The following is a 16,808-nucleotide window of genomic DNA, read 5'->3' on the forward strand; positions in this document are numbered from 1 at the left end:
TCGCATGCTCGGAGCGAAACGAGGCCGGGCCGACGTTCTTGATTGTGGCCTCTGAGTGGTAAATTGACGGTTGCCTGGCCCGAGGCGGAGCGACATCGCGCCGACGGCCAATATGCGAGACACTCTTCATGGTATCCCTCGTTATCGAAGACAGGACTGGGCGGCACCGGGCATGCCCGGAGTCAATCAGCGTATTCGGAACGAGTGGTGCGCGAAGGTGTTCATGGGCGGGAACGAATACAGAACAGCCGCGGCGACGTCAAGGACTATCTTGACGCCCGCTTCTTCGTAGATTTTTGTCGGGATCATACCAATTCGCGCCAACTCATACGAATTCCGGCCGAACTAGGAACGTTGACATAACCGCCTCTACAAGGATGGCAATCGAGGAAACCACAGGTCCATCGACCAGCAGCCCGCACTCGAGATTTGCGTTCTTCGAGCGCCAGAGGAAATTTGCTGACCCGACATAAGCATCGCTGCCGTCTGCCAACACGATCTTGGAGTGAAAGGTTTCGTCAGTCTCGCCCCCGCCATAGAAATGGATGCGGGTCGCAGTTTCCTGCAATGCGATCTTGTGCACACCGGCGTTGTTCAACTCCTCTGGCTTCTGAACGATCAGAATGCGTTCGGGCGCTGGGGTGTGAGCGAACATATCCAACACCCAGGCGCATCCCGTGGCATCAAGATACGGAGTCATCACAACAAGGCGTCTTTGCGCCTTGCAGGCGAGATGTCGAAACGCGTCCTCTGTGACCGTTAAAGCGAGAAGCGAGCTCGCGGAGGATGCCGCGAGAGCACGTTCGATATGGCTTGGCGAAGGCGGCATCGTCACGACAAGCCGGGCGGCACCCTGCGGGGCGAGCGGGATCGAACTCATGCGTTCAGCGCCGCGTCGAAGTAGCCGACAAGCTCGGGCGAACCCGGTGCCTCCCACTGCGGAGACGGACCTCCCTTAAGAACGGACCTCGACAGAAGAAGGTTGGAAGCGCTACAGGAAACTTCGCTGACCATGATGCAGGCTGGGCAAGCGCCTCCGCGGCTGTCACACAAGCTGCCTGATCCGCATCGTAACTGACGTTGATCGATCGAGCGCCTCAGGAAATCCATCGCATGATTGCGCCACATAGCGGAGATGTTTCCAAGGTCGGCGGTCATTCCTTTGCGATAGATGGTAAAGGCGAGATCGGCAGGGAAGATGTATTCGCCGATGCCATCCCGATCCAATCCAGACGCGTCCGCTAGTGAATGAATGAGCTGGTGAGACAGCGAATGTAGCAACATGTAGACGTAAGGAGCAAGTTCACGGGACATCCCTTGTCGCTCCTTGTCCTTGAATCCGTCCAGAAACTGGCCAAAATCCTGGTATGTCTCGAGATATCTGCGTGCCAGACTGCTACCTTCGGGCGGCAGGCCTCCAACTCCGTTTCTATCGAGCCACCTGACTACCCGCTTCTCGTCGAGTTTAATGTAGAGAGCCTCGTTCTTCTGCTGAGTGACGTAGATCGGATGCCCACCTCCTTTCATTTCATCGAACGCTACCAGTCTGACCGGCATAGGCACCTTGCGGTTCTGGAACTCGCGCTCATAGACCGGGGTGGATGAAACACGGGTAAAGCCAAAGCTATACTCGCAGATCGGAAGACTGCGCAGAACGAACATCTGGCTGATGCCCGTTGCGTCGAGCACATCGCGGACCGCCGCCTGATAGCGCCGAAGCTCATTTGCGATGCCCGCCTTTTCGAGGAGGGTGACATCCGGTTCGGTCACGTCGATGGCTGTTTTACGAGGGCCGAGCAGGCCTTCCGCAATATGCTCCTCCACGAACGCGGCGTGCTCCACCGTAAGCCTGATCGGATCGAACTTCTGCGCCCAGGCTTTGCGGCCCTCGACAGCGTCCGCGATCGCGTCGCTTGCCAGCCTCCCGCGTTGAATAACCCCTTCTGAAAACCATTTCTCCCGCATCGTCTTAACGATTTCTTCAAACGACCTTATCATTGAGCTTCCAGGGCTCAAGGTTCTAATCGCACCGCACGCGCTCTGGTAGTCGTTCCACTCGTTTCGCCGATTAGCTTGCAGCAGAGCCTGCTGGATCTCTTCCTCGGACGGCTCCTCGTATGGGATGGAATGGATGGCCGCCAGTTTCTGGAGGAGCTCGCCCTGTTGATCCGGCTTCATCAGTTGGACGACCTTCGTCTCCCGCACTTCAATGAAGCTGCCCCTCTGTGGATAGAACGCGCTGCTCGCGCGGTATGAAACCGGGAGCATATCGACCTGAATGTATTCGAACGACTGCCCACCGGGCTTGAGGCTGTCACACTTCAGCTTCTGGAGCACATTCCGCTCAGCCTTCTTGAGATCGCGTTGGGTGCCGCAGCTTTCGCATACGTATTTCCATTCCGAAAACACAGGTGCCTTGTTCTTGAGGATGAACTGCTGCCAGCCGCATGTGCAACGCTCGATCTGCCGGACTTCAAGGGTCTCGTCGCTGACCGTCCAGTTGTAGGGGCTTAGTGGCTCGACCGTCCCGTACCAGTGAGCGTAAACGACGTCGACCTGCGACCACCTCGAAGCGTGGTCCTTGCATTTAGCGGGCAGCTTCTTCTTTGCGAGTTCAGCCACGCTCTTGAACTCATGAACCCTGCCACATTCCCCGCACTGGAAGAGCAAAGGGTACGGCACATATCCGACAACGTTCGGCTGATTGAGGTCGAACCGAGCCCGGTCAACCTTAACTTCGCCGCTTTCGGCATCGTAGAACACGTCATCGAGTATGAATTCATCGGGTGCTGCCGGGCAGGCCTCGGACACTCTGACATGCCAGTTTTGCGCGAACTGCTCGACCCCCTCGAAGATCGTATCGACCACATTGCGGGGGAGCTTCTCGTCGAATGGCTTCCTGATGGGGACAGACTTGCAGATGCCGCGCCCGCCCTCCCAGGTCATGAGGACACCTGGTGCATAAGAGGTCGCGATCTGCGCGCGTGATCGCTGCATCATAGGCGGCCCAGCCTTCTTGGTTTCCTCTCGCGGCGGCGCGAACCGCGCTCCTGATGAACGGCCCATGTCGAACGTCTTTCCCCCTCTCCTCATCTCAGTCCCCCGTTATGTGATCGAAATCCACGTCTATTTCCGCGGCATCCCCGCGCTGTCTCCTAATGATTTTCATTGCCGTCGCGACATCCTCAAGGCTCATCTCCCTCGAGTATCCCCTCGATCCGCGATCAAAGTCGGACGCTCTGATCAGCCCTGCTTCATCGACGTCGCGCAGCGATGTCATCGGCATCTGAAGCTTGGTTTCCTGCTCCTCCCAGAACTGCCGCAGGCGCGCGGTTATATCTAGGTCCCTGATGGATTTTCCAAGCGCCGACGCAGCCGCGTCAGTTCTGGCTCGATAGAAATCCCTCGCTTGCGGTTCGCCGATCCTATCCTCGCCCCGTCCGCTGATACCCATCGCGTCTAGCATGAAGCCACCGACGTCGTTGGCAAAGGCCACAGCGTCCTTCCGTGCCATCTTGTTAAGCACCCTGGTCGAGTCATGCGTCACGAACTCGGACTTGCGCTCGTCAGGAAGATTTCGAAAGTTGCGCGCGTCCTTGAGCATCGCCCACGTCTGGACGTAGGAGGGCCGCACGCGGTCGATCGCCATTTCCGACCATCGCTCGACGGCCGGCGGCGCAATCATGCGCTCAAGAAACCGATGGAAGATGTCGTGAGTCTCGACGACGTACCTATCCCTCCGGCTCTGCGGGGTCGGCAGCAGCATGACGAATCCTACATGGGTACGTCCAACTCGGCTCGAGGCTTGGATGTATTCAGCAATGTCCGACGGAAGACCGGCGAAAAACATGCTGTTGAACCTGTCCACGTCGACCCCGTGACTGATGGCCGAAGTGGCGACGATGTTGCGCAACGTCTCCCCGATATCGGGATACTGTCCGCTCTCGAACGAGTTCTCAGCCAGCTTCATGACCGCTTGGATTTCCTGCATGTCGATACCGCCGGAGATCAGACGGCTGATGAAGCGGTCATGGGGGAACCCGGCGAGCACATGTTTCTGAGCCACGGCTGTGTGAAGCGCGTCGATGACCTGATCTCCACCCTTCTTGTTTGTAACGTAAGCAAGCGCGATACGATGGAGATCGACGAGGGCCATGATCTCGTCTACTCTTCCCTCATCGAGGGCTCGCTGGATCGCCGCCCGGCGCCAACCGCCCGCCCTGTCCTCCCGCACCGCAGCCGACAACTCGGCGACAGCGGATTGCGCCCTGTCGGGATTGAGTAGATCCTGCCAGAGGTGGGTGATGATCGTATGGAAGGAGCTTAGGACGCCGACGGTGGTCACGGTGTGCGTGGCGCCGTTTGTCATCAGTGATACGTACAGCCGCATCAGCGGGGCCGTGGCTTCTGGGGCAAGATGACGCGGCAGCGTCTGCGCCAGCGACGATCGTTCGTGGTTGCCGTCCGGTGGGTCACCGGGTTCGGAAAAGAAAGATCGGTAAATGTCCGGCCCGGGATACGGATACCTGAGAGGACGGCGTTGATAGAGAGTCTTGATCTGTCTATCTGGATCGCTAATTGTGGCCGTAGCGGCGATAACTTTCGGCATCCGCACCTTGAGATTTCCTTCGCGGTCGAGATACCGCGCGGCTCTCAGTTCTTTCCCACAGATGCCATCGATCGACTTGAATGTTGTTTCCAGAAGCGTGTCGAACAGTCCGCTGAACGTTCCGAGGCTTTCCTCGAGAAGATGTGCCTCATCCTGGATAATCAGGCTGGGGAACGGATCGTGGAATACTCGTTCTCCAGCCTCGTATGCAGGATAAGCGGCAGTGGCACCGCTTTTCGACGGTCCGCTGGACAACTCCTGCTGTTCGCCTGGATTTTCAAAATGGCCGTCCGGCCCGATCCATCTTGCGAGGCCGAACATGCCGAGGATGTCGGTGATCGTCTTGGGGCTCTGGCCAAGCATAGCGAGCTTGTCAACAGTGCCGAGCAGGATGGCTGGCGCACGCTGGTATATGGTGTCGTCGGTGAGGAGAAATGGCAGAGGCGTGATGCCGCCATGAATCTTGTTCCACTCGCATTTCAAGGAGAAGCATACGATGACCGCACGCTCCTTTCCGCCGGGCGACTTGTGTTTCCTGAGGCCGGTGGTTTTTCCGCAGCACGGACATGAGGGCACCTTGTTGTAGGAAGCCTGCGCGTCCTGATACCTCTTCGCCTCCGCGCTGTTGCCGTAAGCGAGAACGTCCTGTTCATCGGCCGAGGCGAGGTCTGGCAGGTCAGCCTTCATGTAGTGGAAGCGGTTTGGGGTATTGGATGCCCCGACCCAGAATCCGATCTCGATCGGCCAAGATCCGGCTTTCCTCTCCTTCCGGACGATTTCGCTCCAGACAATGAGCTTCAGGAGACGTTGCGCCTGCTGCAACGTGAGCAGCCTCAGCGGATAGCGGATCATCGCGGTGATGCCGCGATTCTTGCCGCGAAGCCTGTCGAGAAAGATGGCGAAGACCAGCGCGCCGTAGAACGCCTCGGATTTTCCGCCCCCGGTCGGGAAGTAGAGAAGGCTGGCCGCCATCTCGTCGCGGTCAGCATCGAAGTGTTCGGAGAACCCGTCCATCCTCGAAGCGAATGTGGGAATGTGAGCTAGGATGAATGCGAGCTGGAAGAGCCTCCAGCCTCTCCCCGGATACTTCGCGTCGCGACGAGCGAAGGACTCGTTCATCATGATCCAGGCATGCCATGGCGCTGCCTTTAGGATTAGCCTTTCCTTCTCCTGCCCGGCAGCACCAGTCACAGCCATGAAGGCCTTTCGGGACGCTACGAGGATCTGCACGCCCTGCTCGATGTGCCGAGCTTCGGTGCGCTGCCCGGCTAGATCCTCCGCAAAACGCACGCGCTCGCGGGCGGCATCGTCATCGGTCAGACCCTGTACGATCGAATCCTTGAGTGCGACCTCCTGCTGATCGATCCAGTCTCGATATTCCCGAACGAGGGCCATGAGTTTCCCTGGGTCGTAGTCGTCCGCAAGCAGCCTGAACCGGTATTCGAGGCCTTCGATGTTGCGCGGCACCACCCTTGGCTGATTGAACCTGGGAGCCCAGGTTGTCGACAGCTCGATCACTGCCGCCGACGAATCGTTTTCTTCCACCCCGCAGTTCAGACCGATGGCGGGGTATGTCATGTATTCGCGGAACCTGTAAGAAGGCACTACCCGGTCCAGTTTGACGGGCCGATGCGCTCTCCGGTCGAAGCGCAGGGCGAACGCAGTGCCGAAGATCGCATTGCACTGGATGCGCGCGTCGGCCTTGCTCAGTTCGGTGCAGGAATTGTCCAGCGTAATTCTCACTGACACGCGTGTCGGATCCATGAAGTCGCGCTGCCGCTCCATGCGCATGACCACGCCTGTGAGATCTGGGAAAATCCTGGGATCGACTTTCTCATTGGAAACTCTGTCAATGAAGCGCTTCCAGTTCTCTTCGCTGGCGGCATCGGCCTGAGTGACGGTCCGGTCCCTCCACGCGCTTTTTCCGTAGGTCTCCTGCCATTTGCCTAGCTGGTCCGTGATCGCCACTTGCATTGACCGGGAGTGCTCTACAAAGACCGATGCAAGTGCATCGCCAGAAAGGTCGGCGGTCCATGTGCATGTTGGCAAATCGAAATCGACACGGACCCATTTTGGTGGAATCTGTGCTGGTGAATACATGGATTCCGGAATGCTGGCACCGCTTGTCACCATGCGACCGAGATCAGGTGCCGCTTCCGTACCCGCCTCCTCGTCGCCAGGTGTACTGAGCGCGGGATTGTCTTCACCGTCGCTCTCGCTTAAGTCTGGCCTGTCGAAGATCCTGTTATCTGTCTCACCTATCCTGATGCCGTATTCGCCATAGACGCTTCGCCGCACGTCGTCTTGGATTTCTGTCCGGCGACGCTTCAGGTGCTCCCTCTGATCAGGCTCGAGCGCGTTCCAGTCCGGGCGGACCAGATTCTCCCGCTCGAAGAGTTTCTCGCGGCGCTCTCTGATCTTCTTGTCAATCTCGCCCTTCTTCTCCTTGCGGAGTTTGAATTCTACTGGGATTCCAAAGCGGTCACTCGATATTTCCTCCCAGGTTGGCAATACCCGGACATAGATCGAGAACTTCGGGGTCGCCTCGAGCACGCACGTCGCGTTCGCGTCCATGTTGAAGTCGAGGCCGAGCGCCGCAATGTGGATGTCGGAAGTATCATCGACATTCCCATCCGCGAGGCGTGGAAGGAGCTGGCCGGAAAAGACACTGCGTTGTGGCGACCTTCCATAGACTATGCGCCCTGCCTCGTCGGTGCCGCTAGCGCGCCGTGTGATCATGTTCACAAGTGCGTCGCCGATCGCTTCCTTGAGTTCGACGTCGATATTGCCGAGTTCGGCTGCATTTTTCGGTCTCATCATGGCCTGAACTTCCTGACAGATAGCACCTGGCTGACATGCTCCTCCGCCAGACGCTGGAGCTTCGCGATTTCGGCAGTCCGCTTATCGTCCCCGGCAAAAGCCAGAGCCGCGTGCGGATCGGTTAGGATATTTCTGTACGCGTCGTGGAACTCCATTCCCGCTTTCATCCTGAAGCTTCGCTGCGCACGCACGCCCCATTGCCAGAAGCGTTCGGCGAGCACCTTGTCCATGCCGAGCGCCGACGTAAATCGGAGAAACACGTCCAGCGTCCGCGGCGCCTGCGTAACCACGAGGTGCAGCGCCGCCTCCAACTGCCTGTCGAGATCGACCCATCTCTTCACCGTCTGCACCTGAAGAGCAGTGTCACCGATCCGGTCAATGAGTGCGCGTATCCTGTCAGCATCGTTGAATCCTGGAAGGCTCGAAAATCGTCGGACGACATCTTCGTGGTAGATGCGGATTACCTCGGATGCGTTTGCCTTGATGCTAACGAGAAGACGGGCGCGGTCAACGAAACCCGAGCTGATAACGCATATGTTCTCTGCTGGTCTGACATCCCTTGCGTCGATCTGGCGGAAGATGTCCATGCTTCTCGACCGTTCGAGACGGACGAGTGCCGTTCCAGGACGCGCGATGATCTTCTGGCCGCTGTCCATCACAAGCTCCACGAGTTCTCCGTCCCCCGTACGGACATTGCCTGCAAGATTGATGATGGATTCGGAAGGAAATTGAAGCTCCTCCGGCAGATCAGGGGTCTCAGTAATCCTGATCTGCGCGATCCCGAGGCCGGAGAGATCCTCGTTAGCGGCCGTGGCGTACTTCTTGAGCCGTGAGGCGATCTCCGGCTCCTTGATCTGTTCTGCAAGACGCGAGGCATCCCGGGAAGAAAATGCCACAGTGTCACCATCAGCAAGGACGTAGACCTCGGAGGGAAGCCATTCCTTGGAGAAGAAAGTCAGCACCCCGTCGCGAGGAGGCGCGACAACGTAGATTCGCTTAAACTTGTTTCGCTCGGAAGTAGGCAGTCCGGCCACGTCCGAAAGACCGCCGGGACCAGAGAAAACGATCATCTCCTTATCGAGACGTGCCTGGAGTTCCGGGATCTCCTTGCAGAGTGCTGCCATGGCAAATTCCGCCAGCGTCTGCTTGCGAAACATGAAGAGCGCCTTCGACGAGGAGTGGAGGATTGATCTGACCACGGCCGTGAGAAGATAGGACATGGGTGTTGCTTGGCTGAGTCGTTTCATGACGCCATCAGCCGCGCGAAGCGCAATCGACAGTTCCTCTCCACCGATCACGAATGCATCCGACGCGGCATTTTCTAGGTACCTTAGCTGCCCCGTGATCCGGTAGTTTTCCATGACGTCGATGGCGGCCGAGTGACCGTGTTCCTCCTCGAGATAGTCTCCGAATGCCCGCAGGGACCCGGGAAGGGAAGCGCTCCGCCTCAGCTTGCCGATGATGTCGTTGATCGCGGCGACACCGTCCCTATCACGTGCCTGTCGAAGGCGGCGCAGCGCCGTCCTCAGATCATCCGCTACTTTCCTGCCATCGCCGTTAAATCCTTTGACATCGACGACCCCGCCGCCGGACCACGATGGTACGTGACTTTCATCGGCAAGGATTGACGACGACATCGACGTTATCGTTATCGACTTTGCCGGACGGACACTGCGGTTCTTCTCCGCAGTACTATCGTTGAAGACTTCGAAACGAGCTTTGTCGAACGACCAAGGATCCTCCGTCACCGCGAGGATACCGGCACTCGGAAAGAGTTTCTTCAGGACCGCGTATACCCGGCGGGTTCTCCCAGCCCAGTCTTCTCCTAGACGGTTCCGGCCTGTTCTTGTGAGGTCAATGATGATGAGGTCGAGACCACCCGTCATCTTTCGGAAGCCGATCTCCTCACCGTACCTTGCTCCATAGAGGTAGTAGCTCGCTTCAGAACCGATGTCCGCATGAGTGCGAACGGTGTTATGGTCCTTGAGGTCGGTTCTCGAACTGGCTCTCCAAAGGAGGGTGCCGTTGGGATGGGCTTTCCCCTCACAATTGCCGTGCGGCATGATCTCGTCGAGAGTCGGATGCTCGAATTCAGGCCGGACCGTGCCGTTCTTCGCTTTGCCGGAAAGAGTGCGAACTCGGCTAATAATGTGGTGATAGTCCTTGAGCGACCTGCGGTCGTCGTGGCCGCACGTGTGCCTTAGAAGGTGAGCGAAATGAGTTTGGTGAAGATAATCCCGGTCGATCTGGATATCCCGGGCTGCCTCATGCGTCGTACGAGCGTAGGGATAGATCAGCGCCTTTACGCCACGGGGACGTTCGAAGGACTTGTTTCTGCTTCCATGCAGTTCGATCTCGGTTTCGGGGCAGACCGCAACGTCAGCGAGCGCTAATAGCGAAGCTACGGCCGACATGCAGACATCGCGTGCTGGCCATGTCAGCAGCACAACGGGCTCGTTATTGTTCATCGCCCCGATCGCGGCACGGATGATCTCTTCGTAGACACCCGAGATTGGGAGCACCTCCCCACCAACCGCTCTGAGTGGCACTTTCCTCAGGGCATCGATCCATGCATCCGCGTTTCTGGCATCAATGAGGTTTTCGTTCGCAGCGACCTGCGCGTCGGCCGTCGGCGATGCAGCCTTGGCTGTGCGGGCGGATAGAAGTTCGGCGCGGCGGCGAGCCTGATCCTGCTGCTGGCGGAGGCGTTCGGATAGCGACGTACCGGGCGCACGACCGAAATCTCTGCGATCACCTCTCATCACGACGCCTCCGCCAGTCTGCTGTGACCACGGTATGCGATGACAGCGGCCTCTTCAGCATCATGGCCCTCGTTCAACGCTGCACGAAAGGATTGAGGACACGGAAGATCGAGGTCACGAAGCAGTTTCACCGATACTGTAGCAGTGCCCGATACCGCGCGGTAACGCTCGTCGACGGCTTTGGTATTCAGCAGCATTGCAAGAAGCGAGAGGTCTTGCTCACAGGATCCGGTTATCACGATTGTATGGTTCTCGCTGACGAATCCTTTCAACGCGGTGGAAGTACGATCGACCGTGGCTGCAACGAGCCGCCTGGGCTGACTGCTGTTGGTTGTTCGCTGCAATATGATTGCGGGTCCCGTGACGATGGCCGAACTTCCCTCAGGGACAAGAACGAAGTCGGTGCCGTTGTCCTTCCTATTGCGAGGCTTACATGCTCTTCCAGGTTTGACATTCTTCGCCCAAATCAGTGGGAATGCCCCTGGACTTGCAGGATCGCAGAATCTCTCCTTTGACCGGTTCCAGACGAAATAACCTGCCTTCGCGGTCGCCCCATATGTGGCGATCGTAGCTCCGCCTCTATCTCTTCTCGAATCCCACGGAGCCAGCCAAGGCGAAGAAAGGTCGGGGGGCAGCGGCCCGCCAGGAACTGGACGCGCAATGCCCCCGGCGACAAAGGATGGAAACTTCACATGGGCAGAAGGCTGGTGCGCGACGCCCTTCCGCACAAGAAGAACACTAATATCCTGCGTGACGTCTGCGAAAACATCTTCCCGGCTCACGACGTTGCCTAACACCAGGATTTCACCCTGATTGGCTATGAAGGAACGCATCCGATCATAGAAAGGACCGCCCTTGAAGCTCGATGGAATAACTAGCGCGACGAGACCACCCGACTTCGTCGCCCGAAAGCAGATCTCGGTGAAAACGGCATATTTGTTGATGTGACCACTATGTGCCACCTGCGTCCAGCGGTCATTATCCAGGTCTTTGGGCGTGATTCGACCATAAGGCGGATTCGCAATTACGAGATCGTGGGTGGCGGCGAACTCTTTTCGCAGGCTGTCCCCCGTTAAAACGATCTTTCTGGCCCTGAATCCTTCAAGCTGCTCGGCGATCAGGTATTCGGACATCTCAGCAAGGCACGGGTCGACCTCCACTCCGTTCAGCCTCTCTGCGATGTCGGACGGCTCGAAATTCTCGGCTCGCATTCTCTGGGCGATCAAGGAAAGGAAAGCGGCGCCGCCAGCCGCTGGATCGAGTACCGAGTGGCTACGAAGATTGAATCCGTGGTCAATTGCAAGGTCGATGACAGCATCCGCGAGATCGGGACGTGTGAAATACGTCGCCTGCGCACGGCGCATCTCTGTGGAGATCATTAGAGTGTAGAGCGTTCCAATCCAGTAGTTGCGCTCACTAACCCCCAACTTCGACAGACAATCGCAAAGAGTGGTGACCTCTTGGATTTCGTAAGATCGAAGATCAAGGCAGACTTTGCCGAGATCACTCTCCGGGGAGATGGCTCTCGACAATGCGCGCGCGGCTGCTTTTGCCACCGCAAGCATCGGCAGCTCAACCTGTTTCCTACCCCGCAATTCGATCACCCCGTACGTCATGAACCAAGGATCATCGCCGGCGGCACTCGAAGCAACACCAATGCGCTACGGGTGTCAGCCAGGACGTCACAAAGGTTGAGTCCCATGCCTCTAAAATATTCCCCCAGGTTGTTTCAAATGATGGGCAAAGTCAAACGGTCAACTGGCAGGTTTAATGGGGTTTCAACTTCAATATAAGCTGAGTTCTGACTTTGCCCTCTGAGGGCTCCAGGATGCCAGGGTGTGTCAGCGGTCGCACTATCGCGGACTCCACTGAGAAGCAATCACCAGCCCTGCGCAATCCCTTGCCCGCATGATTGCCTTCAGGCGCGATTCTGCCGCAAGACGCCATCAGAATGCTCAGTTTACGCTGTTGCCAAGCAGAGGGCGTCCGGTGCACGTTGTTGCCACGCCCAGTGTACGTTTCGGTGGTCGACCGACCCGGAAAGCGTAATGATTTCTATGAGCGCCGGTTTACGCTGATGCCTAGCGCTACATTTTACGCATTTAACGCGCAAATGCACACAGGTCACCATTATGCGGGCGGCACACGTCCGCCAGCAAGCGGAAACCCCGGGCCACATTTCGAGGGAAAAGAACGGAAAACGGCTGATCGTCTCACAGCCGCGCTTCGTTAGTTTTCTTACAATATTCATGCCGGCTACAGGGAATGTCAGTCGGCAAAACATTGACGAGGGCTGTTGCCCCCGTCCCCATCGATCAGTGACAACGTCAAAGAGAGCGTGTCATCCACCCCGGGCAAAAGACCGTGGCTTTCGCACCGTCGCCCATCGCTGAATTATGGAAGCCATGACGGCAAGACCGGCCATGACGGTGAACGCCGTGGAAATATCGCGATAGGTCACGGCAAAACCGAACCGGGCGATCCAAGGCTGGCTTGCCAGCGGCGATATGAAATGCCCGAGAAACATCGATGCCGTAACGACGCCGGCAATACGCCCGCGCAACCGCAGCGGCGCAAGCATGATCGTCGTGGACATAATAGCCGGCATCACAGCACCGAGGCCAAGGCCCACCACCGCAAGCGCCGAAAGCATGGAAACCAACCCGTATGCCGCGGCAAGCAGCGCAAAACCCGTTGCCATCAACACCAGCCCGACCGCCAGAATAACGGTCACGCCAATCCGCGCCCCCAACCGACCGAAGTTGAGCGCCATCAGCGCGCCCGCCAGATTGAAGATGCCGATGGCGTATCCGGCAACGCTGCCGGAAAACAGCCCAAGCTCCCGCAGGAAAAACGGCAATTGCGAGGGGATGGTGTAAAACAGGGCGTTGACGAGAAATACCGCCAGTGCCAGCACGGCCACCAGAAACCAGTTGACCGCAAAAGCCTGTTCGCCGCCGTTTTTAACGTGGATATTGTTTCTTGCCGGCTCCCGCAAAAACAACAGTGCCGCCGGCAGAATGAGCAGCGCCACGGCATAGACCGCGAAGGGCGCGCGCCAGTGAACATCCGCCAGCAAGCCTCCCGCCACCACGAAAACGACACCGCCAAGCTGGGTGAAGGCCTGTTGCAGGCCGAGATAACGCTCCCGCGCCGGGCCTTCGAAATAATCGCCCACCAGCGCCGTGCCGATCGTCATGATGCCGCCGATCGCAAACCCCAGAAAGGCCCGGCCAACGAGCAGGCCCGCAAGACTATCGGCAAAAAGCCCGGACATGCCGGAAAGGCTGTAAAGCAGGATCGCGCCGAGCAGCAGCCGCTTGCGGCCGAACCGATCCGCCAGCACGCCGGCGACCGGCGCGCAAAGAGCCACGAAAACCGATGGTAACGTCAGCACCATGCGGCTCATGATCTCGACATTCGGCGTCGACAGGAAGCTCTGTTCGATGGCGGGCAGCGAGGGCGCAACCGTGGTTCCGGCCATGATGGTGAGTGTGGCGACGAACAGAAGCGTGAGTTTCAGCGACGGGGAATTGTCAGTCATTCTCAAGCCCCTTTGTAGGGTGTTGCGGAACGCGCCTTATTCAACGCATGCGCCCACCAGCCCAGCTTGCCCATCATCGTTTCCAGCGCGCTTGCCGCTGGCGCTCCGGGGTCGAACTGCCCGGCGGCATCGACACGGTCCCAGGGATTTGCAAAGCTGACGACATCGCGGATCGTCGTGGCATGCAGTTCCGCAAACACGGGGCGAAGCTGCTCGACAGCGCGCAGGCCGCCGGAAATCCCGCCATAGGAAACGAAGGCCACCGGCTTGGCGCCCCATTCGTCATAGGCGGAATCGATCAGGACCTTCAGCGCGCCGGGGTAGCTGCGATTATATTCCGGTGTGACGACGATGAAGGCATCGGCGGCATCAAGGCTTTCACGAAGTTGCCGCACGGAGGCGCGGTCGGGCGTGTGGCCCTGCGGCAGATCAAGTTCGCGCGGGTCGAGCACCGCAAACTCGATCCCCGGCAATGCGCCGAGTTGCTCCTGCAGCCATTTGCCAATGACATCGCAGAACCGCGGATTGCGGGCACTGCCAAAAATGATTCGGATGGAGAGTGTATTATCGCTCATGGAACGTCCTTCAGTAATGTTCCACTCCCTGATAATTCCTCAACTATAGTTGAGGTCAATGGCCGCAACGAAAAAAAGCGGCAGGCGTTGAGCCTGCCGCTTTCAACTCAATGTCGCTGGGAGCCTGTCGAAGACTTCAGGCGGCCGCGCGCCGCAATGCCGTTGCAACGGTGTGGATATGGGCAGCGCCAATGCCGCAGCAGCCGCCGATCATGGTTGCGCCGGCATCCGCCCAGGAGCAGGCGAACCGCGAATATACATCGTCGGTCAGGTCGGTGCGCGTGCCGTGCAGACCTTCATTGGCGGCGGAATCGCCCTGTTCACCTTCGAAGGCATTGGCATAAACGCCGATCTCAAGCGAAACGCCCTTTTCCGCAAAGACAGCGGATGCCGTTTCCACGGCGGCTTTCATGATTTCCGGCTTGCTGCAATTGAACAGAAGGGCGGCAGCACCAGATTGCGCCGCCCATTCGGCCGCCGCCTTTACCGTTTCACCAGAGCGCAGCGCAGGCTCGCCACCGCCTGTCGCAGCCGCATCGTCGTTCAACGTGAAGGAAATCCAGAACGGTTTGCCGGTTGCGGCCACGGCTTCCCGCACCGCTTCGCCTTCGGCGATCAGGCTCAGCGTCTCACCCAGCCAGACATCTACAGAAGGAGCGAGATTGTCGACCAGCACCTTCAGATAGTCCTGCACCCTCGTGGCATCGAAATTCTGCGGCTCATAGGAGCCGAAGATCGGCGGCAGCGAACCGGCCACCAGCACGTCGCGGCCGGAGGCATCCGCAGCCTCGCGTGCCAGCCTGCCGGAAAGGGCGATCAGCGATGCGCCATCCTTCTGGAAACGCTCCTCGCCGATATGGAACGGCACCAGCGCATAGGAATTGGTGGTGACGACATCGGCACCGGCCTCGATGAATTCCTGATGCACCTGCCGCACGATATCAGGTGAATTGATGAGCGCCAGCGCCGACCATTCCGGCTGTTTCAGCTCGGCGCCGAGCCGCTGCAATTCGCGGCTCATGCCGCCGTCGAGAATACGGATAGTGCCCATGTTCATGCTCCTTGAACGGTTTACCGCCGGACCGGCACCTGCTGTTCGATGAGACCGAAACAGCGGGCAATTATGGCGGTGAGAATGAGATAGAAGACGGTGACGACGATCAGCGGCTCATAGACGAGCAGCGTGTCCTGCCGCACCTTATAGGCCACGGCATAGAGGTCCATCACCGTCACGGTAAAGGCAAGCGGCGTGGCTTTGAGCTGCATCACCACCTCGCCCGCAATTGTCGGCAGCGCGATGCGGATGGCGCGCGGCAGCCAGATGCGGCGAATAAGGGTGAAACGGCCCATGCCGAAAGCCCGGCCCGCCTCCAGCTCACCCTTTGGCACAGCCAGCAACGCGCCGCGCAGAACCTCGGCCTCATAGGCCGCGTAATTCAGTGTGAAGCTGACGGCGGCGAAAAAGAAGCCCTCGCGCAGCACCGGCCACATGAAACTCTGACGTAAGCCGGGGATCATCGGCAGAAACGAGCCGACGCCATAATAGAGCAGCCAGAGCTGGATCAGAAGCGGTGTGCCGCGAAAGAAGGTGCAATAGGCGCGCGCCAGAATTTTTGTCACCCGCCCGCCGCTAACCTGCGCGAAGGCAAGCCCGATAGCGAGAAGAAAACCAATGCTGACGGAGATGACGAGCAGCGCAAGCGTTTGCCAGGCACCGGACAGAAGCAGCGGCCAATATTTGGCGATCCATGAAAAATCCATGCAGCTTCCCCTTTATGCCAACGCCGGCTGGCCGCGCCGCACACGGCGCTCCAGCAGCGAAAAGACGAGGTTGGAAACCAGCGTAATGGCAAGGTAAAGGAGGGCTGCGGCAAGAAAGAACAGGAAATATTGCTTGGTGCTGGCGCCCGCCAGCCGTGTCGCAAGCGCCAGCTCCTGATAACCGACAACCGCCACCAGCGCGCTATCCTTCGTTACCGCAAGCCAGAGATTGGCAAGGCCCGGCAGGGCGTTCGGCAACAGTGCCGGCAAGACCACACGGCGGAAACGCAAGGCCGGCGACATGCCGAAGGCGCGCGCCGCCTCGATCTGCCCGTTCGGAATGGCAAGGATCGCACCGCGCAGCACCTCGGTCATATAGGCACCCTGGACGAAACCCAGAACCGCAACAGCGGCAACGAAACCGTTGACTTCCAGAGGCGGCAGGCCTGCCAGTTGTAGCAGCCGGTTCAGGCCATCAGTGCCGGCGTAATAAAGCCCGACGATGAGGATCAGTTCGGGAACGGCGCGGATTGCCGTCGTGTAGAGATTGAGCAGAAGGCCAAGCGGCCTGTTGCCGGAGAGCTTGCCAAGTGCACCGGCAAGCCCGATGACGATGCCGATCAGATAGGCACCGGCGGAAATGGCAAGCGTCGACGCCGCACCCTTCAAAAGGGTGCCGCCCCATCCCGGAGGATAGGGTGACAGCAGTTGCAGCGTGGTTTCAAGGCTTGCCATTT

10 protein-coding genes are annotated in these 16,808 nt (G+C 58.6%); all 10 read right to left on the reverse strand.

Annotation, left to right across the window (positions count from 1 at the left end):
- Positions 1-325 precede the first annotated feature (325 nt).
- A complete protein-coding gene (locus tag ACZ5A6_RS10170) occupies positions 326-880 on the reverse strand; it encodes a phospholipase D-like domain-containing protein (protein ID WP_464110933.1) in 555 nt (184 codons plus the stop codon).
- Positions 877-3,066 (reverse strand): hypothetical protein, encoded by a 2,190-nt coding sequence (locus tag ACZ5A6_RS10175; RefSeq protein ID WP_464110934.1) that lies wholly within the window; start codon positions 3,064-3,066, stop codon positions 877-879. The genes ACZ5A6_RS10170 and ACZ5A6_RS10175 overlap by 4 nt, the downstream gene beginning before the upstream one ends.
- A 28-nt stretch (positions 3,067-3,094) precedes the next feature.
- Positions 3,095-7,429, reverse strand: a complete 4,335-nt coding sequence (locus ACZ5A6_RS10180) for a DEAD/DEAH box helicase family protein (protein WP_464110935.1) — start codon at positions 7,427-7,429, stop codon at positions 3,095-3,097.
- The gene (locus tag ACZ5A6_RS10185; protein WP_464110936.1) at positions 7,426-10,191 is read right to left on the reverse strand and encodes a hypothetical protein; all 2,766 of its coding nucleotides are present in this window, start codon (positions 10,189-10,191) and stop codon (positions 7,426-7,428) included. The genes ACZ5A6_RS10180 and ACZ5A6_RS10185 overlap by 4 nt, the downstream gene beginning before the upstream one ends.
- Positions 10,191-11,807 (reverse strand): Eco57I restriction-modification methylase domain-containing protein, encoded by a 1,617-nt coding sequence (locus ACZ5A6_RS10190; RefSeq protein ID WP_464110937.1) that lies wholly within the window; start codon positions 11,805-11,807, stop codon positions 10,191-10,193. Before ACZ5A6_RS10190 ends, ACZ5A6_RS10185 begins: the two co-directional genes overlap by 1 nt.
- 725 nt (positions 11,808-12,532) lie before the next feature.
- Positions 12,533-13,735 (reverse strand): MFS transporter, encoded by a 1,203-nt coding sequence (locus ACZ5A6_RS10195; protein ID WP_174060995.1) that lies wholly within the window; start codon positions 13,733-13,735, stop codon positions 12,533-12,535.
- Between the two features lie 2 nt (positions 13,736-13,737).
- Positions 13,738-14,310 (reverse strand): NADPH-dependent FMN reductase, encoded by a 573-nt coding sequence (locus tag ACZ5A6_RS10200; RefSeq protein WP_003513816.1) that lies wholly within the window; start codon positions 14,308-14,310, stop codon positions 13,738-13,740.
- A 136-nt stretch (positions 14,311-14,446) separates the two neighbouring features.
- Positions 14,447-15,361 carry a homocysteine S-methyltransferase family protein gene (locus ACZ5A6_RS10205; RefSeq protein WP_080797879.1) on the reverse strand — a complete coding sequence of 305 codons (915 nt, stop codon included), beginning with the start codon at positions 15,359-15,361 and terminating at the stop codon, positions 14,447-14,449.
- 20 nt (positions 15,362-15,381) lie between these two features.
- Positions 15,382-16,071, reverse strand: coding sequence for an ABC transporter permease (locus ACZ5A6_RS10210; RefSeq protein WP_013636681.1), 690 nt, complete (start codon positions 16,069-16,071; stop codon positions 15,382-15,384).
- A 12-nt stretch (positions 16,072-16,083) separates the two neighbouring features.
- Positions 16,084-16,806: an ABC transporter permease gene (locus tag ACZ5A6_RS10215; protein ID WP_013636682.1), complete on the reverse strand. Its 723-nt coding sequence runs from the start codon at positions 16,804-16,806 to the stop codon at positions 16,084-16,086.
- Positions 16,807-16,808: the final 2 nt, after the last annotated feature.

It is taken from the genome of Agrobacterium sp. 6Ca8 (assembly GCF_055382765.1).

Excerpts from the sequence above, each read along its gene's own strand:
- ACZ5A6_RS10205 (WP_080797879.1), bottom strand. The coding sequence starts at position 15,361 with ATGGGCACTATCCGTATTCTCGACGGCGGCATGAGCCGCGAATTGCAG.
- ACZ5A6_RS10210 (WP_013636681.1), bottom strand. The coding sequence starts at position 16,071 with ATGGATTTTTCATGGATCGCCAAATATTGGCCGCTGCTTCTGTCCGGT.
- ACZ5A6_RS10170 (WP_464110933.1), bottom strand. The coding sequence starts at position 880 with ATGAGTTCGATCCCGCTCGCCCCGCAGGGTGCCGCCCGGCTTGTCGTG.
- ACZ5A6_RS10215 (WP_013636682.1), bottom strand. The coding sequence starts at position 16,806 with ATGGCAAGCCTTGAAACCACGCTGCAACTGCTGTCACCCTATCCTCCG.
- ACZ5A6_RS10180 (WP_464110935.1), bottom strand. The coding sequence starts at position 7,429 with ATGATGAGACCGAAAAATGCAGCCGAACTCGGCAATATCGACGTCGAA.
- ACZ5A6_RS10195 (WP_174060995.1), bottom strand. The coding sequence starts at position 13,735 with ATGACTGACAATTCCCCGTCGCTGAAACTCACGCTTCTGTTCGTCGCC.
- ACZ5A6_RS10175 (WP_464110934.1), bottom strand. The coding sequence starts at position 3,066 with ATGGGCCGTTCATCAGGAGCGCGGTTCGCGCCGCCGCGAGAGGAAACC.
- ACZ5A6_RS10190 (WP_464110937.1), bottom strand. The coding sequence starts at position 11,807 with ATGACGTACGGGGTGATCGAATTGCGGGGTAGGAAACAGGTTGAGCTG.
- ACZ5A6_RS10200 (WP_003513816.1), bottom strand. The coding sequence starts at position 14,310 with ATGAGCGATAATACACTCTCCATCCGAATCATTTTTGGCAGTGCCCGC.
- ACZ5A6_RS10185 (WP_464110936.1), bottom strand. The coding sequence starts at position 10,191 with ATGAGAGGTGATCGCAGAGATTTCGGTCGTGCGCCCGGTACGTCGCTA.